Raw genomic sequence first — 18,209 nt, 5'->3', positions numbered from 1 at the left:
GCAGTCCTTGGGAGGGAGGGCCGCCACGTTAGAGCCCGCTGTCGGCGGGAAAAAGCCAAGGCACGCTCCCGACATCGTGGACTGTGAAGTCCGCAATCGGCACCATGAGCGGACCGACACTACCGCCATGCCCCCGGAACGCCCGCCATGTCCGTGCTCGACAACCTGGCCAACCTGCAGACCTTCATCCATGCCGCCGAAACCCGCAGCTTCGTGGAAACCGGGCGCCTGCAGGGCATTTCCGCATCGGCCGCGGGCAAGTGCGTGGCGCGGTTGGAACACGCGCTGGGCGTGCGCCTGTTCCACCGCAGCACGCGCAGCATCACCCTCACCGCCGAGGGCCAGTTGTTCCTGGCGCGCTGCCGGCGGATCCTGCACGAGCGCGATGCCGCGCGCACCGAACTGGCCCAGCAGAGTGCATCGCCCAGCGGCACCCTGCGCATCAGCCTGCCCCTGGTCGGCGACCTGACCCTGCCACTGCTGGCCGACTTCATGGCCGCCTACCCGGATATCCGCCTGGAACTGGATTTCAGCGACCGCCTGGTGGATGTGATCGAAGAAGGCTTCGATGCGGTGCTGCGCGTGGGCGAGCCCAGCGATTCACGCATGAACGCACGGCGCCTGGGCGTGTTCCCACGGCGCGTGGTGGCCTCGCCGGCGTATCTGCAGCGCCACGGTGTACCGCGCACGCCGGCGGACATGCTGCAGCATCGCCTGCTGCATTACCGCTTTCCCAGCACCGGCAAACTGGAAGCATGGCCGGTGCAGTGGCCCGACGGTGAAGTGGCGCAGGAGCTGCCGGTGAACATGGTGGCCAACACCATTGAAGCGCGCGTTGCCATGGCCCTGCGTGATGGCGGGCTGGCCTTCGTGCCCGTGCACTCGGTGCGCCACGCACTGGCCGATGGCCGCCTGGTCACCGTACTCGACGAGCACGTGCATTCCTGCGGCATCTTCCACCTGCTGTGGCCGTCCGGCCGCCACGTGCTGCCCAAGCTGCGCGCCTTCATCGATTTCGTCAGCGCCCGCCTGGAAACCGTGCCGTAACCCTTCTTGTAGAGTCGAGCCATGCTCGACTTCACAACCCGCGCGCACCCGTAGAGTCGAGCTTGCTCGACTGCTTGAAGCAGTCGAGCATGGCTCGACTCTACAACCCACGCGCGCCCGTTCAGCCACCCACGCTATAATTTCCCCTCATTCCTCCAAGAGGCTCGCGACCAATGCGCCAGTAATGCCGCCGTCTGCAAACCGGACGGCCTGACTCTTCCCGCCCCTGCGCGCAGGGGAGACCATGGCATTGCTTGGAGGTCGCATGACTTCGCACTCCCTCACGCTCGATCGCGTGTCGTATCGGTTGGCCGATGGCCGTCCGTTGTTTTCTGATCTGTCGTTTTCCTTCGAACCGCTGGCCACCGGGCTGGTCGGCGGCAATGGCGTGGGCAAGAGCGTGCTCGCCCGTTTGCTGGCCGGGCAACTGTCACCCGACAGCGGCCAGGTGCGCAGCAGTGGACAGGTGTTCCTGCTGCCCACGCTCGGCTATCCGCCACGGGGCACGGTGGGCGAGCTGGCCGGCGTGGGTGATGTATTGGCCGCGTTGGACCGCATCGAAGCCGGTGGCATCGATGAGCACGATTTCACCTGCGTGGGCGAGCGCTGGGATCTGCGCGAGCGCCTGCAGCAGCAGTGGCAATCCCTGGGCCTGCCCGCCGACCTGCAGGCGGGGCAACCTGCCGCGCGCCTCAGCGGCGGCCAGGCCATGCGCGTGGCGCTGTCCGGCGCATGGGCCAGTGGCGCCGACTGGCTGATCCTGGACGAGCCGAGCAACCACCTGGATGCGCGCCATCGCCAGCAGCTGTACACGCACCTGCAGCAGTGGCGCGGCGGTCTGCTGGCCATCAGCCACGACCGCGGCCTGCTGGCCCACATGCAGCAGATCGTCGAACTGGATGGGCGCGGCCTGCATCGCTATGGCGGTGCGTGGCAGGACTACGTGGATGCGCGTACCGCCGAACGCGAAGCCGCCGCCGCCCAACTGGACCACGCCCGTGCGCAGCACCGGCAGCAGCAGCGCAGCGCGCGCGAGCAGCACGAACGCCAGCAGCAGCGGCAGGCGCGCGGCAACCGTGATGCAAAGCAGGCCAACCAGGCGCCGATCCTGCTGGGTGGGCAGAAGCAGCGTGCCGAAGCCACGCAGGGCCGCGCGCAGCAGATCCAGGCCGATCGCCTGCAGGCCAGCGCGCAGCAGCTGCGCAGTGCCGCAGCCGCCGTGCAGGCTGCGCCACAGCTGGCCCTGTTCGCCCACGAGGGCGAACGTGGCAGCGCGCGCCTGCTGCAGGCACAGGATCTGGTCCTGCCGCATGGCTGCGCCGCGCCACTGCAGCTGGATATCCGCCGCGGCCAGCGCATTGCCGTGGTCGGCGACAACGGCAGCGGCAAGTCCACCCTGCTGCGTGTACTGGCCGGGCAACTGCAGCCGCGCAGTGGCAGCGTGCAGCGGCACGCACCGCTGGCCCTGCTGGACCAGCAACTGCTGGCACTGGCGGGCGACCGCAGCATCCTCGACACGGTGCAGGCCGCCAACCCGGCTGCCGATCCTGCCGAACTGCGCACACGGCTCGCCCTGCTCGGCCTGGATGCCCAGCGCATCCAGCGCCCGGCCAGCAGCCTCAGCGATGGCGAGCGGGTGAAGGGCGCGCTGGCCAGCGTGCTGTACGCGCATCCCGCACCGCAGCTGCTGTTGCTGGACGAACCCGGCAACGCGCTGGATCTGGCCGCCCTGCAGGCGCTGGAATCACTGTTGGCCGCGTGGGAAGGCGGGCTGCTGATGGTCAGCCATGACACCCATCTGCTGCAGGCGCTGCAGCCCACCCAGATCCTGCACGTGGGCGCCGCAGGCTGGCAGTGGCGCGACGCACAGCCGGGGTCGGATCCCTTCTGCAACGCAGAAGGGATCTGACCCCGCTCTACCACACGCGTGGATGCCGTTGCTTCAACGCTTCCACACCGGGAACACCTGCGGCAGCTGCTGCCACAACAACGGGCCCGCGCGCAGTTCGTTGTCATTCAACAGGCACGCATCCAGGGTCGCGCGCACGGCGCGTTCGTCCATGTGCACACCGATCACCACCAGCTCCTGCCGGCGGTCGCCCCACAGCGGGTGCCACACCCGCGCCATGGCCGCATGTGCGGCGTCGTCCGCGAATTCGGCAGCCGTAGGCAGTGGCGCACTCCAGCAGTCGGCCTGCTGCCGCGCCCAGCCCAGGTCGCTGTACGGCAACGGCGTGGGCGACAGCAGCGGCGTGGTGTCTTCCTCGCCCGCCCGCACACGCTCTCGCGCGGCATGCCAGAAGCCGGCGGCCTGGGTCCGGGTGGCGGCCCCCACGCTGCTCAGTTCGCCCACCCAGTCCATGCGGTTGGCCAACCAGAACCAGCCTTTGCTGCGGATCACGCCCGGCATGCCCTGCTGCAGCACGCGCGCGAAGCGCCCCGGATGGAACGGCCGGCGCGAGCGGTAGACGAAACTGCCGATGCCATATTCCTCGGTTTCCGGCGTGTGTTCGCCACGCAGCTCCTTCACCCAGCCGGGCGCCTGCTGCGCGCGCTCGAAGTCGAAACGACCGGTATCCAGCAGTTCGCTCAGCGGCACATCACCGAAACGCGACAGCACCAGCTTGGCCTCGCGGTTCAGCCCGCGCAGCACCGCCAGCGTGTCCTGCAGCACGTAATCGTCGGTCTGGTCCACCTTGCTGACCACGATCACATCGGCAAACTCCACCTGCTCGCACAGCAGATCCACCACGCCGCGATCATCGTCCGGGCCGGCCTGCTGGCCGCGCTCGGCCAGGCGCAGGGTCGAACCGAAATCAGCCAGGAACGCGCTGCCATCGACCACCGTCACCATCGTGTCCAGCCGTGCGATATCGCCCAGGCTGAAGCCGTGCTCGTCGCGCACCGCGAAGGTTGCTGCCACCGGCATGGGTTCGCCAATGCCGGTGGACTCGATCAACAGGTAGTCATAGCGGCCGCTGTCGGCCAGTCGCCGCACTTCCTGCAGCAGATCGTCGCGCAGCGTGCAGCAGATGCAGCCGTTGCTGAACTCCACCAGGGTTTCTTCGGTTCGGCGCAACGCGGCACCGCCGTCGCGCACCAGCTGCGCATCGATGTTGACCTCGCTCATGTCGTTCACGATCACGGCCACGCGCAGGCCGTCGCGGTTGCGCAGGATCTGGTTGAGCAGGGTGGTCTTGCCGGCCCCCAGGAAGCCGGACAGCACGGTGACCGGCAGGCGGCGGTCGGCGCGGGAAACAGGGTTCATGCGGGGCGGAAGGCTGCGGATGGAAATGTTACTGTATAACATTTCCGGCTCAGCCCACAGTGCTGCCGCCGGGCATGGCCCGGCGTAACCGGTGACCGCCCTTACTTGCCGTAGCGGCGCAGCAGCTCCACCAGCACCTCGGCCTCGGCCGCACGCTGCTGAGGGTCTTCGGCAGCCACCACGTGTTCCTGCAGGTGCTCGTGCAGCAGTTCCATCAGCAGGCCGTGGGCCGCCCCGCGCACCGCGGCCACCTGCACCAGAACCCCGGCGCAATCGGCGGCCTCGCCCTCGGGCCGATCCAGCGCCTGTTCCAACGCCGCCACCTGGCCGCCGATGCGGCGCACCCGGGCCAGCAACTGTTTCCGCTGTGTGTGTACATGTCCCATGCGCGAATCATATACCCTAGGGGGGTACCCATCCACTCCTTTGCCCCCATGCACCTCGACGCCCTTGCGGCCGCACGCCGCCACGACCACCGCTTCGACGACGGCAATCCGCTGGCCGAACGCAACACGCGCCGCGCCATGTGGCTGACCGTTGCCATGATGCTGGTGGAGATCGTGGGCGGTTGGTGGTTCAACTCGATGGCGGTGCTGGCCGATGGCTGGCACATGAGCTCACACGCGCTGGCGTTGGGGCTGTCGGTGTTCGCCTACCGGTGTGCGCGCCGCTACGCGCACGACCACCGCTTTGCGTTCGGCACCTGGAAGATTGAAATCCTGGCCGGCTACACCAGCGCCATTGCCTTGCTGGGCGTGGCCGCACTGATGGCGGCGCAGTCGCTGCAGCGCCTGTGGACACCGGCGCCCATCCATTACGACGAAGCCATTGCCATCGCTGCCGTGGGGCTGGGGGTGAACCTGCTGTGCGCCTGGTGGCTGCATGACAGCCCGGGCCATGCGCACCATCACCATGGACATGGCCACGGACATGGCCATGACCACGCACATGCGCACCACCACGATCACGGTCACGATCACAGCCACGGTCATGACCACGCACACGGGCACGATCTGAACCTGCGTTCGGCCTATATCCACGTGCTGGCCGATGCGGCGACCTCGGTGCTGGCCATCGTCGCCCTGCTGGGCGGCAAGCTGTGGGGCGCGGCATGGCTGGACCCGGTGATGGGCCTGGTCGGCGCGGTGCTGGTTACCGTATGGGCCATCGGCCTGCTGCGCGACAGCGGCCGCATCCTGCTGGATGCGCAGATGGATGCACCGGTGGTGGCCGAGGTGCGTGAAGTGATTGAACAGGGCCCTTGGCAGGCGCGCCTGGCCGACCTGCACGTCTGGCAGGTGGGGCGCGGCAAATACGCGGTGGCCGCCAGCGTGGTCACCGACGATGCCACGCTCGACGCCGATATGCTGCGCGGGGCGCTGGGCGTGCACGAGGAGCTGGTGCACGTCACCCTGGAAATCCACCGCCGGACCAACGCACCGTAGAGTCGAGCTTGCTCGACTGCTTTGCGCAGAGCCAATCGAGCATGGCTCGACGCTACAGAAGCGCGCTGCCTCCGTAGAGTCGAGCTTGCTCGACTGCTCTGCGCAGCGCCAGTCGAGCATGGCTCGACTCTACAGAAGCGCGCTGCCTTCGTAGCGTTCAGCCACGCTCGACTGGACCATCACAGCTTCAGCATCATCCGCAGCAGATACACCGCCAGCGGCAACGCACTCAGCGCCGCACCGCCGATCCCCAGCCACGCATGGCGCTCCCCGCGCACCCGCGCGGCCACGGCGAATCCGCCGCCCACCAGCACGGACGCCAGCACGGCCACGCCCAGCCCCGCCGACGGCGCGCTGGCGCCGAACGCCCAGGCGGCCAGACGGCCTGCCCCCCAGCCGGCCACCAGCCCCAGCCAGCTCGCCAGCCCACACCACGGTGCCCTGCCCTGTGCCATCGCCGCTCCCTCGTTCTTGCCGATTTTCTGCACGGGCCGCGCCCGACTGCTGTCTACACTAGCCGCACCCGCCCCGTGGGGACATCCCATGCGCATGCTCGGCCTGCTGCTGCCCGGTGCCCTGTTGCTCGCCGCGTGCAGCGGCGATACCCATCTGCCGTTCTCCAGCGACCCGCTGCTGGGCTGCTTCGCCACCAGCACGCGCCGCGCCGCCGAGTTCCGCATCGACAAGGAAGGCGGCCAGTACTTCGTCTCCTTCGAACGCAACGGCAGCTGGCAGCGTGAACCCAACGCGCTGTACAAGGCCAGCCGCAGCGACATCGGCACGTACTTCCCCGACGATGCGCAGCAGATCGACAGCGCGTTGATCCGCAGCGCCGGCGGCTTCGGTCTGTTCTACGCAAAGGATGGCGCTGCGCTCAAAGCCAAGGCCCGCGACAGCGATTACATGGCGCTGCTGCTGATCGGTGCCGGCCCGGTGTACGCGGTGAAGTGCGATTGATACGCCGTGTGCGGCATCCGCGGGACGGCAACCGTGGGATGAATTGTGGATTACAAGATCGGCCCAATGAGGAAAGTTGTAATTCGTTGAATCCGCACAACGGGCCACGGAATCGCACGAGCACACAGCAACATGATGAAACCTCACCACACACCCGAGGTTCCTCATGAAGCGCATCTCCATTTACTTGCTTCTAGTTTCCACTTCCATCGGCTGGCCCACAGCCCAAGGTGCAGAAGCCGGACGAAACGTAGTCGAACAAACAGTACCAGCGACGATTACAGCACCGAGCGAATGGCCAGACTTCCTTGGGCACACGGTCCAAGTCCATCAATCGTTGACGTTGAACAGCAAGGGTAAATATGTTTACCGTTTCAGCGAACAGACTGAGGAGACCCAGCAGTATCACCGCGCATACTGTGCAAAATTCGGCATGGATCCAGCGACCGGTGAAGCGATCACCGAAGGTGAGGGTGCTTCCGCATTCCACTGTTCGAGCGCGAACGTCAGCAGCAACTCAGAGGCATTCAAGAGCACTGATTATGTGTTCGCCTCAGCACCCAACGGTCAGGCATCCGTGGGCCAGAACTTCTTTGCGGAAGGCGTCATACGTTTTAGCAGTTCAGTTCCTGGCGAACTTCGTGGAAGCGTTCAGGTCGACAACAGGAGATGCTCGACGTACTACAACAAGTTCTTCGATTCGGCCTTCGACGGACAGCATGTTGCCGGAATCAACTGCATTGAGATGACTCAGCGCAGCCTGAATACAGGTATGGAAGGTTGCATTCCCAAGACCTGCGGGAGCAATGCTGGCACTATCGACGTTCGCTGACCCAATCTACCTGAAGTAACCAGACCCGTCCGGTGCAGCGTGACTGTGGCCACCTCCCCCACGCTGTTGCGGCCGGTCAGGTACCATGCCCTCCCCCACCTGCCCCGGTAGCCCGCCGTGCCCCATTACTCCGGTCCCCTGCTCACCCGCGACAGCGCGCTGGCGCTGCAGCGCGCGCACGACAAGGGCGCGGGCGACTGGCAGGGCTCGCTGGATCTGGACCGCACCCAGGACACGGTCGTCCTGGCCGCCGAAGGTTTCCAGTTCCGTGGCCAGCACTACCCCTGGCCGGGCAAGCTGAAGGACCGCACGCTGTATTACTGGGATGGCGAGGAATTCGCGCCCATTTCCCGCTTCAGTGGCTCGCTCATCAAGCTGGTGCCCACCGAATGGGGCGCACCGACCTTCGAGATCGACGGCATCAAGATGCTGCCGACCTCCAAGCTGTCACCGTTCGAAGATGCGCGGCGCAAGGTGGAACTGGTGGCGCCGGCCGGCAAGGCCATCCTGGATACCTGCGGTGGCCTGGGCTACTTCGCCGCCTGCGCGCTGGAAGCCGGTGTCGGCCAGATCCGTTCGTTCGAAAAGAACGCCGACGTAATGTGGCTGCGCACGCTCAACCCCTGGTCGCCCGACCCGGAATCGGCGGCGGCAGGCGGGCGCCTGCAGTTCAGCCAGGGCGATGTCTCGCAGCAGATCGAACAGGTGGCCAGCAACAGCGTCGATGCCATCCTGCACGATCCGCCGCGCTTTGGTATTGCCGGCGAACTGTACTCACAGGTGTTCTACGACCACCTGGCCCGCGTGATCCGCAAGGGCGGGCGCCTGTTCCACTACACCGGCGCGCCGAACAAGCTGACCAGCGGCCGCGATGTGCCGCGTGAGGTGGCCAAGCGCCTGGAAAAAGCCGGCTTCAAGGCCGAACTGGCGCTGGACGGCGTGCTGGCCGTGCGCCGCTGACGCTCACTCGTAGTCCACCTTCGCCAGCTGCTTCACCCACTGCGGCACCACCGGTTCACCGGCGTAGAAGTCCTTGGGCTTCTTCTCGGCCATCGCCCAGCGGTGCAGCCAGCTGGGACCGTAGCGACCGTTGTAGCCTTCGGCACCGCGTGCATACGCCGGGTCCTGCAAGGCTTCCTGCAACGACACGAAGCGATAGCCCCGGCGCTGGGTGGCAGCCACCAGCTCGGCAAAGGTGGCCGCGTTGAGTTCGTTGGCATGCATCAGCCACACCTGCGGCAGCGCATAGCCCAGCAGCGCCTGTGACTGCCGTTCGTAGTAGTCCACCTTGTTCAGCATGTACGGCACGTAGCCACGGCGCAGGCGCTGCAGCAGCGCCTCGCGTTGCGGCGAATCGGCCTGCTCGTTCATCACGTTGGCATAGGCGAACGCCCATACCCATTCGCCGTTGTCGACGGTAACCGGCGCCACCCGGTAGCCGTGCTGCTGGAAGAACACGTCCATCTGCGCCCGCTCTTCGGCGGTGCGCCCCGCGCGCAGGTAGGGGTGGCGCATCCACTGCGGCGCCTGGCCACGCTCGGCCAGCAGCGGCCGCAGCGTCTGCTCGCCACGCAGGAAGTCCTGCTGGAACGCAGCCACGCCCTTGGCATTCAGATCCATGTGCGAATAGGTGTGGTTACCCAACGCGTAGCCGGCATCGCGCCAGTCGCGCAGCATCTGCACGCGCTGCGGCTGCACCTGGCCATCCACTTCCAGCTTGTTTTCGTTCACGAAGCCGACCACCGGCACATTGGCCTGGTGCAGCTGCGCCAGCAGCGCGGCATGGCGCTGCGGCAGATCGGCCGGAACGATCTCGTCCAGCCGCGCCCACGGCAGATCGTCGATGGTGACCGCAATACGACGGTCCACCTCGGCGGCATGCGCCACCAGCGAAAGCAACAACAACGGCACGGCACGCAGCAACGAACGCATTCACTCCTCCAGGTTTCAGCAGCATTGCCGCGGCCAACAGCCGCGGGCCGGGCGCTTCACCCGGCGATGTACTTCGGTGGCACGTGGTCGGTCAACCACACGCCATTGGCCGAACGGTAGAAGCGGTGGCCGTCGGCATGCATGCGGCCGGCGTCAACGCTCAGGATGACCGGCGCGCCACGGCGCGCGCCCACCTGCTGCGCCGTCTGCCGGTCCAGCGACAGATGCACGTGCTGGCGCTCGCCGGGGCGCAGGCCCTGCGTGGCGATGGCATCCAGGAAGCGCGGCACGGTGCCGTGGTACAGCCACGCGGGCGGCTCCAACGGTTGCAGCCCCAGGTCCACGGCAATCGAATGCCCTTGGCTGGCACGGATACGCAGGCCATCCTCGCTGATCGCAAAGCGCTGCTTGTCGTTGCTCTGCACCAGCTGCTGCAACGCGGCGCGATCGAGCGCGTGGCCGTGCAGGGCCAGCCGCTGCAAGAGATCGGCGATGTCGGCCCAGCCCTGTGCATCCAGCTGCAGACCTATCCTCTGCGGTTCATGCCGCAGTACCAAGCTCAGGAACTTGCTGGCCTGTGTCAGTGAAACATCCTTTTCCATGTGCATAGCGTGCCGTACCCGACAGCGCAACGCCAGCACCCGACCTGCGCGTGCACTACAGAGCCGACGGCGCCGGTGCCTGCCGCCACAGCCAGATGCCCACGACCAGTGATGCCAGCAAGAGTCCGCACAGCACGATCGCCATCGTATCCGGCGTGTGCGGCGGCATCGCCCGCGCCGCGCCGAAGACATGGAAGATCCATGCGCTTGATGCGGCCAGCGAGGTTTCATTGCGCATCAGCACATCGGACATGCAGGCCGCCGGCAGCAGGGTGATGTACCCCTGCCAGACGCGATCGAAGGCATGCAGCATGGCGCCGCCCAGCACCAGGGCGGCGACCTGCAGACCCACCAGACGGCCGGCACTGGCCCGGCACGTCGCACTGCTGCGCTGCCACTGCTCCAACGCTGCCGCCAGCGCCCCGGCCAGTGCAAGCAGCAGCGTGGTGGCGGGCACCCAGGCCAGTGGATCCCAATCGTCCAGCGCGTTGGCACGCGCCAGAAGGTGTTCGGCCACCTGCATGCGCTCCGTGGCGTCCTCGCCACCGCAGGCCGGTGACAGCGGCTCCAGCAGCAGTGAAACCCGATGGTGGAAGTAACCCACCTCCAACCCCACCGCCAGCAGCGACACGCACTGCAGCACCAGCAGCATCAAGCCGGGCCCGAAGATCCGGCCGAGAGAAGCGGTCATCGGCCACCTGCGTCGTTGCCTTGAAGGACGCGCATGCTAGCCAAGCACACGGCGGCTGTCGGCTGGCAGATGCGACATCCGCGCTCGGGTACGCCATCATGTGCGACCTGCACAGGAGGGATGCCGATGCTGGGGTTGTATCTGTTCGTTCGCATTGCAGCGCCGCTGCTGCTGGGCGTGCTCGTGGCGCTGCTGGCGTCGCGCTGGATCAATGCGCGCCTGGCCAGACTGCCTGCGCAGCAGATTCCGTTGCCGGCAGAGAGCCTGCTGGACAATCCGGCAGCCAAGCGCCGCTACCGTCGCATGCGTCGCCGCAGGCCAAATCTGACACACCTTCAGGTACCCCAGCCGGCACCGCGGCACTGGCTGTTGATCACCGTCGCCATGATCATCGGGGTGGCGGTGGGCAGTGCCGTGCTGACACCGGAGGGCGCGCGCTTCCAGCTGATGGTGGAAAGCACCGTGGGCTATCCCTCCACCGTCATCGACATTGCCATCGACGAACCACAGCAGGACGCGTTGCTGCAGACCTGGAGCCCCGTGCTCGTGCAGGCGGTGCGACCGATCAGCATGCGCTACCGGCGCAGCCGTTTCGGCCCTCCCACCGACTCCCATGCGGTGATTCCCGTGCAGGTGCGCCGCCAGGGCGGCCGGCTGCAGATCGCCACCGGCCAACCCGTGGATGCCCAGCGCCTGCGCACGGCGCTGGGCACGCTTGCACCAGCAGCCGCGAAGGCTGCGGTGATCTCAGAACGCAGCGTGGCGCCGTGGCGGGAGAGCGGCTGGCGGCCCTGGGGCCCCCGCGCAGCGCGGTAAAACCCTCAACCGCGCGGAAGCTTCGCCGCCCACATGTTGTCCACCAGATTCGGATAGCGCCGGCCGTTTTCCTCGGCACGCTGCCGCGCGGCCTCCTTCTGCGCCGGCGACAGCGGCTGCGACTTCTGGCCCTTCGGGTTGGGTTTCTTCCAGGGCGGAGTGCGGGGGCTGGCCATGGCGGCAGTATGCCTGTGCCGTGCTACTTCTTCAGGAAGGTCAGCAGGGCCAGGTTGAAGTCGTCGGTGTGGCTGGTGTTGCAGCCGTGCGGTGCATTCTTCAGCACCACCAGTTCGCTGCCATCGATGGCCTTGTGGGTGCGTGCGCCCGAGCCCTCCAGCGGCACCGTGGCATCGCTGTCGCCGTGCAGCACCAGCGTCGGCACGCTCACCTTGTCCAGGTCCGCGCGGAAGTCGGTGGTGGCGAAGGCCTGCATGCAGCCCAGTGCCGCGCGCGGGTCGGACTGGTGACACAGCGCGATGGCCGCCTGACGGGCGTCCTCGGTCACCATCAACTGGCCATTGGCGCTGAAGAAGTCGCGGGTGAAGCCCTCGAAGAACGTCTCCCGATTGGCCTGCAGCCCCGCGCGCATGGCATCGGCGTCGGCCTGACTGAGCGGTCCGTTGGGATTGTCATCGGTCTTCAGCAGGTACGGCGGCACTGCGGCAGCAAACACCACGCTGTGCAGGCGGTCCTGGCCGTGGTTGGCGATGTAGCGCGCCACCTCGCCGCCGCCCATCGAGAACCCGACCAGGGTGACGTCGCGCAGATCGCGCTCGTCCATGATTGCGGCGAGATCGGCGGCCAGCGTGTCGTAGTCATAGCCGTCGGCCGGCTTTTCCGAACGCCCGAAGCCGCGGCGGTCGTAGCTGATCACGCGGTAGCCGGCATCGCGCAGCACCGGCACCTGGGCTTTCCACGCTTCGGCCGACAACGGCCAGCCGTGGATCAGGATGACCGGACGACCGGTACCGCCGGTGTCCTCGACATGCAGACGGATGGAAGGGGCAGTCATGGCAGCTCCCGTGGGGAAGGAGGCACCTACCCTAGGCAGCCCCACCGATAGCCACCGTGAGGGAATCGGCTGTGGTCGTGACATCGTGTGCACGCCGCAGGCGTGGTGGCGGGCCCATCACCTTCCTGCCGGTCCGGTCAGCGCTGGTGATAGCACTGCACCGCCACGCGCCCGGCGTACTCGGACTGCGTGAAATCGTCCGCCAACCCGGGCACCTTCGCCACCGCACCGGGCATCCGGTCGCGGCTGATCCACAGGCCCTGGTAGGAACGCCCACCAATGAAGATGATCGAAATACCATCGGGCCGCTCGGCCACCAGGCGCACCTCGTTGCCGCGCAGCTCCGGCGGTAAGGGCGGCAGGTCGCGCAGCGTGTCCCTGCCCGGTCCAACCAACTGTCCGATGCCAAGCCGGTACTTGCTGGACGGCTGACCCAGCACATACCGATCGGCCCAGCGCAGCACCTCGTCGCGGCGCTCACCTTCGTTCAGATAGGAATACAAGTGGTGGCATTGCAGAAACTTCATTACCGGCACACAGCCCGGCAGGACCAGCGCCGTGGCCAGCACCAGGCTGATGCGCAGGCCACGCAGTACCGCAGGAAGAGACCGTTCCTTGTCCACCCAGTACCCCACAGGCTGAGGTTGCGATGGCCGCACAGTAGCATCGGCTGGCCCGGCGTGCGCGGCGCCGGGGTCAGCCCTGCGGGCGGGTCACCCGGGTCAGCATCCAGCAGCCATAGCGGCGCGCGAAGGTGTACTGCTCGGCCTGCGCGTCGTCGCCCAGCAGCACCTGCTGCCCTCCCTCGGCCAGCGGCGTGATGGCCGGGGTGGCACGCAGCGTGGCGCCACGCAGGCGGCGCAGCCGGGCCGGCCCCGCCTCCCGCTGCACTTCCGTGGCCACCGGGCCACCCTCGCTGGCCGCGCCATAGGCAGGCGTCTCGTATTCCAGCGGATCGGTGGTGTAGCGCACGCGCACCCGGTCATCGGCCGGATTGCTGAAATGGCGCAGGAACTGCGCGAAGTCCTGTGAAGGGCAACTGGGGTCATCGCCCTCGGCGGGCAACGCCTGTGCATGAACCGACCCTGCCAGTGCGAGCATCCCCATGCCCAGCAGCCGGCGCCTGAATGTGTGCACGTCCATCGTGCCGTTCTCCCCGAAGCGTCCTGGAAACCCTGCGCGCGCCATCCCCTGCGCCGCAGGTGCACAGGCTAGCAACAAACCGGTTACCAACGCAGCCACTGGCGTTCTACACTGCCAGCCCAGAACCAGACGCGGCCGCACGGAGCACCCGATGAACCCTGACCACCCCGATTACAGCCTCCACCAGCAGATCCGCCAGGGCGTGGCCGCGCTGGACGAAAAGCATGGCCGTGACTTCGATGCCACCAGCGAAAACCTGACCGCCAGCCTGACCGTGAAGGCCCGCGAACAGGGCCTGGAACGCGTCGACCACGTGGTGGTCAGCAACGCGACCGCGCAGCACCCGGCCGGTCACAACATCTTCGTGGTGCAGGGTGACCTGGCCAACCCCGCCCACCTGCGCGCCATGCTGCCCACCGCCGAAGCGGCACAGGTGCCGGCCGAGCAATCGCTGCAGAAGCTGGGCATCACCGCGCAGCAGCCGGGCATGGATCTGCAGGTCGAACAGCAGGCCCGCGAGCAGGAACAGCAGCAGAACCCGGCGCACCGCCTGGGCTGAAGCAACCCGCGGTGAAGCTGCACGGGGCGCATAAAAGCCCCGCCGGGGCCGTGGCATCGTCTCGTTGCCACGCGCCCCATGCGCACATCATCACCCCATGCGCGGCGCGGACTGCTCCTGCACCTGCCGTTGCTGCAGTTCTTCCTGCGAGCGCGCCTGCGCGACCTGCGACAGCTCCTCGGCGCGGGCAAACGAGGTCTCCGCTGGCGTCTGCGCGGCTACGGCGGTGGGCATGCTGGCGCGCAGGTGCGCCGAGTCGCCGCGTTCACCCTGCACGATGAAGATGGTCTGTGCGGCGTCGGCCTGCGGCGTCCGTTCACTCAACAGCACGTGATCGACCGTGTGGAAACCGTTGGCCTTGGCCAGCGCGTACAGGCTGGCGCTGGTGTTCTCGTGATCGAACGACAGCCCTTTGTCTGCGCCCAGCGCCGCAACACGTTGGTTGATCTGCGCCAGCAGCGGATCGTTGCTGTGGCGGGCAGGATGATCGCCTGCGGGCTCCGGCATGCCGTCGGCATCACTCAGCAAGTGTTGCTGCAGGCTGCGCTTCGGCAGCGGATGGGTTGTCGTCCGGTTGAGCTTGCTGTCCGGGAAAGGCGCATCGATGCTTTCGACACCATGGATGTTGCGCAGCGGTCGATACGCATCCTTGCCTTCGCCCTTGCTGTCCAAGGGAATGCGGACGTCGGGAACCAACTGACCCAAGGCGCCTCCCAGCACATTCACGTCCAGACTCTTCTTCCGCTGGATGCCCGCGTGGTTCAAGGCATCCCAGGTAAAGTCCACGCAGTTGTTGCGCACATCCTGGTACTTCAGATCAAAGCCGAACGTATCGGGATGTTCACCGAACGCCTTGAGCTTCTTGTACTGTTCTTCGCTGATTTCGAGCGTGCGACTGTATCGGGGATCCTTGTACTCGCTCGCATCGGTCTTCATGATCGTACCGGGCCCGTACATGCTTCCGTGCTCGACCGGCGCAAATCCGAAACTGTGCTTGGCACCCTCCGGGCCACGAAGCACGTAGAACATATGGCCGGGCGCAGAGGTCTGCGGAACCCCGTTATCCATTTTCTGCTTCCCCTTTTCGTCCACCAACGGCGTACCGGGTGCAGCGATGACGATCTCTACGGTGTAACGCGGCTTATCCATAGGAAAAATCCTTTTGATTCCCTTCAGGGCTCAGGGGGTGATTACTTTCCAGAGAGAGGGTCGGCATGTATCCGTAGCTGTGCCGGGTAACCCCGTAGCACGGCACTCGGCTCTACCGTGCGCACATCCAGGCGGTAGCGGGCGTCCATCTCCAGCGGCAGAGTGACAACGTTCAACCGGTAGTGAGTGGCGTCCATTGAAATCTGCATTGCATAGCGCCAGTCGGGCGATGCATGCCATTGAGGCAGCGGCTCTGCCAGGTTGCGCGCCCGTTCCTGATAGATGTCAGCGGTGGCCACGTCTTTCCAGGCGCCTGCCACCCAGTGCTGCATGGACACTTCAAGGGGAACGTGAGCGCTGCTGATGTCGGGCGGAGTGTCATGCGCCGGCCCATGTCGCTGCACCTCAAGGTCCAGCACATAGGGTCGCCCGGGATGGAAGTTTCGGGCATTCGTCTCGAACTCGAACCGCACGGCCTGGCCGGATTCGGCAACGTCGATGGGTTTGACCAGATCCAGCGGCTCCGGCGCATTCGGTATGCGGTTGTTGCAGGCGCCCAGTACGCCCGACAGCGTGAACAGCAGGCCAGCACGCAGCCAGCGATGGATACCCAGCACGATTCAGATCCTTTGGCTCCCTGCCATGGAGTGCAACCGTAGCGGGCCGTCGTGGCGCCTGCAACCGGGCAACGAAAAAGGCAGGGTCTGCACCCTGCCTTTTGCTGCGGAAAGCCGCCGGGCACGGCCCGGCGCTACCGTGTTACAGCTGGATGCGGGCGACGCTTTCTTCGCTGCCCTTGGCATCCTTTTCGCCGTTCTTGATGCTGACGTACAGCACGTTGTTCTTCGCATCCAGCGCCAGGCTGTTCGGGTGCGTGGGCACTTCGTACGTGGCCACCTTCTGGTAGCTGTTGCTGTCGAAGGCGGTCACGGTACCGGCCTCACGGTTGGTCACGTACAGGCGCTTGCGCGGTGCATCCAGCAGGATGCCCAGCGGGCCGGCATCGGTGGGAATGCTGGCCAGTTCCTTGCCGGTGTTGCGGTCCAGCACCAGCACGCGCTGGCCCGGGTGCTTGCTGGTGAAGCCTTCGCTGCTCTTGGTCATGTAGTTGCGCAGCATTTCCGAGCCCTGGTCGGTCACGAACAGGCGCTTGCCGTCCGGGTCCAGCGCGATGTTCATCGGCTGCTCGGCGGCGATCTTGTGCTCGGCCACCACCTTCTTCGCGTCGGTGCCCACCACCACCAGATCGGCCAGCAGGTTGCTGGTGTACACGCGCTTGTTGGCGGCATCCAGCGCCAGGCCCGGCGCCTTGGCCTTGCCCAGGCCCGGGATGGTGTCGATCAGCTTCAGCGTGGTGGTGTCCACCACGAACAGCACGCTGCCTTCGCCGGAATGACCGGTGACGTACAGGCGGTTGGCCGCGCTGTCGACCACCAGCTCGCGCAGGTCGTGGGTGTAGCTGGCCTTGCCATCCTTGCCCACCTTCTTTTCCATCAGCTGCACGGTGCCGACGGCCTTGTTCTGCGCGGTATCGACCACGGTCACCGAGGTGTCCACGGTGTTGCCCACGTACAGGCGGTTGTGCGCGTCATCCAGCACCACGCCGAAGGCCTTGCGCTCCAGCGGAATGCGGGTCTGCACGGCCAGCGTGGTCGGGTCCAGGCGCAGCACCTGCGACGGGCCGGCGTTGTCGCCGAAGCCGCCGGAGGAGGCAACGAACACGGCCTTCTGGGTGGGGCTGTAGGCCAGCTCGTACACGCCCTGGGCAACGGCCTGGCGCTGTACGGCGGTGGTGGTGCGGGCGGCGGCGGCGTTATCGGCGAAGGCCGACGGTGCGCCCACGCTGAGCGAGATGGCCACGGCCAGTGCGGCCGAGCGGAAAAGCGACAAACGGTTCATGCGAGCATCCTTGAAAGGGCACGGGAGGGTGTCCTGGCTCGCTGGGCCGTACTGCGACGGCCCGCCCCGCATCTGTCTGCGCAGGGTGGGCTGGCTGGGTTAGCAGGCCAATGGTAGCAGGTGGGGGCTGTGGCGTCCGCCTGCAGGCGGGGCGGGGCATGGAGAGGGTTACGCTCCAGCGCTCGGTTGCATCCTGCTTGATCTACTTTCCCAGTGAGTAATAGGCTGCAATGAACTCCATCTGCAGGTTGCTGTATTCGGGCCGGTCATCCACAGCGTCGACCGTAACCCGGTAGCGCCCCGCGTCGATCAAGCCCGCATCGGCGATCTGCAGCACCTGGTAAGCGTATTCCCCGGTGAGCAGCCCAGCCCGCTCCAGCGGAAAGATATCCACGGTGCCAGGCGACACGCGATTCACGCGGCCATCCGCGGGGAGAGGAACCATGCTCCGGCCGTCGCTGGATGGCACTGAAAGAATAATGGGCTCCGCCCCCGCGGCGCCCACACGCTCAAGGTGAATCCGCAGCTTCACCCCGCCATCTCTGACCCTGTTGTCTACGACTGACGGGTCCTTCGATTCCTGCCCGTACACCCTCAACCCAAGTTTCAGCCACGGCATCTGCGGATCAACCACCGCAGGCGCATCGAACGTCACATCCACCATCCGCCCTGCTTTATCCAACCGCACGCCGCGGGTGAACGGCACCACGTTACGTGCATCGGCCTCGGCACGGCTCAGCAGCTTCGGCGCTTCCGGTGACGAACCACCGCCGCAGCCTACCAGCAAGGCAAGCGCCATAGATGCCGCAGCCGCACGCATCGCCTGCATCAGGGCTCCTTGCGCGGCCCGCGCGACT

22 protein-coding genes are annotated in these 18,209 nt (G+C 66.5%); 8 read left to right on the top strand and 14 right to left on the bottom strand.

Annotated elements, in window-relative coordinates:
• The first annotated feature begins 147 nt into the window (after window positions 1–147).
• Both AC06FA_RS07655 and AC06FA_RS07650 read left to right on the top strand, forming a co-directional pair.
• Complete coding sequence (locus tag AC06FA_RS07655) at window positions 148–1,047, top strand: LysR family transcriptional regulator (protein ID WP_478067788.1); 900 nt, start codon at window positions 148–150, stop codon at window positions 1,045–1,047.
• Between the two features lie 265 nt (window positions 1,048–1,312).
• Window positions 1,313–2,956, top strand: a complete 1,644-nt coding sequence (locus tag AC06FA_RS07650; RefSeq protein WP_478067787.1) for an ATP-binding cassette domain-containing protein — start codon at window positions 1,313–1,315, stop codon at window positions 2,954–2,956.
• Between the two features lie 33 nt (window positions 2,957–2,989).
• Here the strand turns inward: AC06FA_RS07650 and AC06FA_RS07645 are convergent, their stop codons facing one another.
• Together AC06FA_RS07645 and AC06FA_RS07640 are read right to left on the bottom strand one after the other, a co-directional pair.
• Entirely contained in the window at window positions 2,990–4,315 is a 1,326-nt protein-coding gene (locus AC06FA_RS07645) for a GTP-binding protein (RefSeq protein WP_478067786.1), read from the bottom strand.
• Between the two features lie 101 nt (window positions 4,316–4,416).
• Window positions 4,417–4,701, bottom strand: coding sequence for a metal-sensing transcriptional repressor (locus tag AC06FA_RS07640; RefSeq protein ID WP_478067785.1), 285 nt, complete (start codon window positions 4,699–4,701; stop codon window positions 4,417–4,419).
• A gap of 48 nt (window positions 4,702–4,749) precedes the next feature.
• Here AC06FA_RS07640 and dmeF point away from each other — a divergent pair, with 48 nt between their 5' ends.
• Window positions 4,750–5,760 (top strand): CDF family Co(II)/Ni(II) efflux transporter DmeF, encoded by a 1,011-nt coding sequence (dmeF, locus tag AC06FA_RS07635; protein ID WP_478067784.1) that lies wholly within the window; start codon window positions 4,750–4,752, stop codon window positions 5,758–5,760.
• A 179-nt stretch (window positions 5,761–5,939) separates the two neighbouring features.
• Here the strand turns inward: dmeF and AC06FA_RS07630 are convergent, their stop codons facing one another.
• Entirely contained in the window at window positions 5,940–6,215 is a 276-nt protein-coding gene (locus AC06FA_RS07630) for a hypothetical protein (RefSeq protein ID WP_478067783.1), read from the bottom strand.
• An 88-nt stretch (window positions 6,216–6,303) separates the two neighbouring features.
• Here AC06FA_RS07630 and AC06FA_RS07625 point away from each other — a divergent pair, with 88 nt between their 5' ends.
• The 3 genes from AC06FA_RS07625 (at window position 6,304) to AC06FA_RS07615 (ending at window position 8,509) form a co-directional block, all read left to right on the top strand.
• Entirely contained in the window at window positions 6,304–6,717 is a 414-nt protein-coding gene (locus AC06FA_RS07625; RefSeq protein ID WP_478067782.1) for a hypothetical protein, read from the top strand.
• A 166-nt stretch (window positions 6,718–6,883) separates the two neighbouring features.
• Window positions 6,884–7,549, top strand: a complete 666-nt coding sequence (locus AC06FA_RS07620) for a hypothetical protein (protein WP_478067781.1) — start codon at window positions 6,884–6,886, stop codon at window positions 7,547–7,549.
• 117 nt (window positions 7,550–7,666) lie between these two features.
• Complete coding sequence (locus AC06FA_RS07615; protein WP_478067780.1) at window positions 7,667–8,509, top strand: class I SAM-dependent methyltransferase; 843 nt, start codon at window positions 7,667–7,669, stop codon at window positions 8,507–8,509.
• 3 nt (window positions 8,510–8,512) lie between these two features.
• On the opposite strand, the gene AC06FA_RS07610 is transcribed toward AC06FA_RS07615, so the two are convergent.
• The 3 genes from AC06FA_RS07610 to AC06FA_RS07600 are packed head-to-tail and all read right to left on the bottom strand — an operon-like array spanning window position 8,513 to window position 10,774.
• Window positions 8,513–9,481, bottom strand: coding sequence for a polysaccharide deacetylase family protein (locus AC06FA_RS07610; RefSeq protein ID WP_478067779.1), 969 nt, complete (start codon window positions 9,479–9,481; stop codon window positions 8,513–8,515).
• Window positions 9,482–9,537: 56 nt separating this feature from the next.
• On the bottom strand, window positions 9,538–10,083 hold the full coding sequence (locus AC06FA_RS07605) for an RNA 2'-phosphotransferase (RefSeq protein WP_478067778.1): 546 nt from the start codon (window positions 10,081–10,083) through the stop codon (window positions 9,538–9,540).
• Window positions 10,084–10,138: 55 nt separating this feature from the next.
• Entirely contained in the window at window positions 10,139–10,774 is a 636-nt protein-coding gene (locus tag AC06FA_RS07600) for a hypothetical protein (protein ID WP_478067777.1), read from the bottom strand.
• Between the two features lie 120 nt (window positions 10,775–10,894).
• On the opposite strand from AC06FA_RS07600, the gene AC06FA_RS07595 reads away from it, so the two are divergent.
• Window positions 10,895–11,590, top strand: coding sequence for a hypothetical protein (locus AC06FA_RS07595; RefSeq protein WP_478067776.1), 696 nt, complete (start codon window positions 10,895–10,897; stop codon window positions 11,588–11,590).
• Window positions 11,591–11,595: 5 nt separating this feature from the next.
• Here the strand turns inward: AC06FA_RS07595 and AC06FA_RS07590 are convergent, their stop codons facing one another.
• From AC06FA_RS07590 to AC06FA_RS07575, 4 genes are all read right to left on the bottom strand, one after another.
• Window positions 11,596–11,766: a hypothetical protein gene (locus AC06FA_RS07590; protein ID WP_478067775.1), complete on the bottom strand. Its 171-nt coding sequence runs from the start codon at window positions 11,764–11,766 to the stop codon at window positions 11,596–11,598.
• Between the two features lie 23 nt (window positions 11,767–11,789).
• On the bottom strand, window positions 11,790–12,602 hold the full coding sequence (locus AC06FA_RS07585) for an alpha/beta fold hydrolase (RefSeq protein ID WP_478067774.1): 813 nt from the start codon (window positions 12,600–12,602) through the stop codon (window positions 11,790–11,792).
• A 137-nt stretch (window positions 12,603–12,739) separates the two neighbouring features.
• Entirely contained in the window at window positions 12,740–13,225 is a 486-nt protein-coding gene (locus tag AC06FA_RS07580; RefSeq protein WP_478067773.1) for a hypothetical protein, read from the bottom strand.
• A 73-nt stretch (window positions 13,226–13,298) separates the two neighbouring features.
• On the bottom strand, window positions 13,299–13,739 hold the full coding sequence (locus AC06FA_RS07575; RefSeq protein ID WP_478067772.1) for a hypothetical protein: 441 nt from the start codon (window positions 13,737–13,739) through the stop codon (window positions 13,299–13,301).
• 157 nt (window positions 13,740–13,896) lie between these two features.
• Here AC06FA_RS07575 and AC06FA_RS07570 point away from each other — a divergent pair, with 157 nt between their 5' ends.
• Window positions 13,897–14,304, top strand: coding sequence for an XVIPCD domain-containing protein (locus tag AC06FA_RS07570; RefSeq protein ID WP_478067771.1), 408 nt, complete (start codon window positions 13,897–13,899; stop codon window positions 14,302–14,304).
• 90 nt (window positions 14,305–14,394) lie between these two features.
• Here AC06FA_RS07570 and AC06FA_RS07565 read toward each other — a convergent pair whose 3' ends face one another.
• From AC06FA_RS07565 to AC06FA_RS07550, 4 genes are all read right to left on the bottom strand, one after another.
• Window positions 14,395–15,453, bottom strand: coding sequence for an XVIPCD domain-containing protein (locus AC06FA_RS07565; protein ID WP_478067770.1), 1,059 nt, complete (start codon window positions 15,451–15,453; stop codon window positions 14,395–14,397).
• 41 nt (window positions 15,454–15,494) lie between these two features.
• A complete protein-coding gene (locus AC06FA_RS07560) occupies window positions 15,495–16,070 on the bottom strand; it encodes a hypothetical protein (RefSeq protein WP_478067769.1) in 576 nt (191 codons plus the stop codon).
• A 142-nt stretch (window positions 16,071–16,212) separates the two neighbouring features.
• Window positions 16,213–17,352: a YncE family protein gene (locus AC06FA_RS07555; protein WP_478067768.1), complete on the bottom strand. Its 1,140-nt coding sequence runs from the start codon at window positions 17,350–17,352 to the stop codon at window positions 16,213–16,215.
• 202 nt (window positions 17,353–17,554) lie between these two features.
• Complete coding sequence (locus AC06FA_RS07550) at window positions 17,555–18,181, bottom strand: hypothetical protein (protein ID WP_478067767.1); 627 nt, start codon at window positions 18,179–18,181, stop codon at window positions 17,555–17,557.
• Between the last annotated feature and the right edge of the window lie 28 nt (window positions 18,182–18,209).

This window comes from Stenotrophomonas sp. Steno-C17, from assembly GCF_056393165.1.
This window is presented reverse-complemented; position numbering and strand designations above follow the sequence as displayed.

Excerpts from the sequence above, each read along its gene's own strand:
- AC06FA_RS07655 (WP_478067788.1), top strand. The coding sequence starts at position 148 with ATGTCCGTGCTCGACAACCTGGCCAACCTGCAGACCTTCATCCATGCC.
- AC06FA_RS07650 (WP_478067787.1), top strand. The coding sequence starts at position 1,313 with ATGACTTCGCACTCCCTCACGCTCGATCGCGTGTCGTATCGGTTGGCC.
- AC06FA_RS07645 (WP_478067786.1), bottom strand. The coding sequence starts at position 4,315 with ATGAACCCTGTTTCCCGCGCCGACCGCCGCCTGCCGGTCACCGTGCTG.
- AC06FA_RS07640 (WP_478067785.1), bottom strand. The coding sequence starts at position 4,701 with ATGGGACATGTACACACACAGCGGAAACAGTTGCTGGCCCGGGTGCGC.
- dmeF (WP_478067784.1), top strand. The coding sequence starts at position 4,750 with ATGCACCTCGACGCCCTTGCGGCCGCACGCCGCCACGACCACCGCTTC.
- AC06FA_RS07630 (WP_478067783.1), bottom strand. The coding sequence starts at position 6,215 with ATGGCACAGGGCAGGGCACCGTGGTGTGGGCTGGCGAGCTGGCTGGGG.
- AC06FA_RS07625 (WP_478067782.1), top strand. The coding sequence starts at position 6,304 with ATGCGCATGCTCGGCCTGCTGCTGCCCGGTGCCCTGTTGCTCGCCGCG.
- AC06FA_RS07620 (WP_478067781.1), top strand. The coding sequence starts at position 6,884 with ATGAAGCGCATCTCCATTTACTTGCTTCTAGTTTCCACTTCCATCGGC.
- AC06FA_RS07610 (WP_478067779.1), bottom strand. The coding sequence starts at position 9,481 with ATGCGTTCGTTGCTGCGTGCCGTGCCGTTGTTGTTGCTTTCGCTGGTG.
- AC06FA_RS07605 (WP_478067778.1), bottom strand. The coding sequence starts at position 10,083 with ATGGAAAAGGATGTTTCACTGACACAGGCCAGCAAGTTCCTGAGCTTG.
- AC06FA_RS07600 (WP_478067777.1), bottom strand. The coding sequence starts at position 10,774 with ATGACCGCTTCTCTCGGCCGGATCTTCGGGCCCGGCTTGATGCTGCTG.
- AC06FA_RS07595 (WP_478067776.1), top strand. The coding sequence starts at position 10,895 with ATGCCGATGCTGGGGTTGTATCTGTTCGTTCGCATTGCAGCGCCGCTG.
- AC06FA_RS07590 (WP_478067775.1), bottom strand. The coding sequence starts at position 11,766 with ATGGCCAGCCCCCGCACTCCGCCCTGGAAGAAACCCAACCCGAAGGGC.
- AC06FA_RS07585 (WP_478067774.1), bottom strand. The coding sequence starts at position 12,602 with ATGACTGCCCCTTCCATCCGTCTGCATGTCGAGGACACCGGCGGTACC.
- AC06FA_RS07570 (WP_478067771.1), top strand. The coding sequence starts at position 13,897 with ATGAACCCTGACCACCCCGATTACAGCCTCCACCAGCAGATCCGCCAG.
- AC06FA_RS07565 (WP_478067770.1), bottom strand. The coding sequence starts at position 15,453 with ATGGATAAGCCGCGTTACACCGTAGAGATCGTCATCGCTGCACCCGGT.
- AC06FA_RS07555 (WP_478067768.1), bottom strand. The coding sequence starts at position 17,352 with ATGAACCGTTTGTCGCTTTTCCGCTCGGCCGCACTGGCCGTGGCCATC.
- AC06FA_RS07550 (WP_478067767.1), bottom strand. The coding sequence starts at position 18,181 with ATGCAGGCGATGCGTGCGGCTGCGGCATCTATGGCGCTTGCCTTGCTG.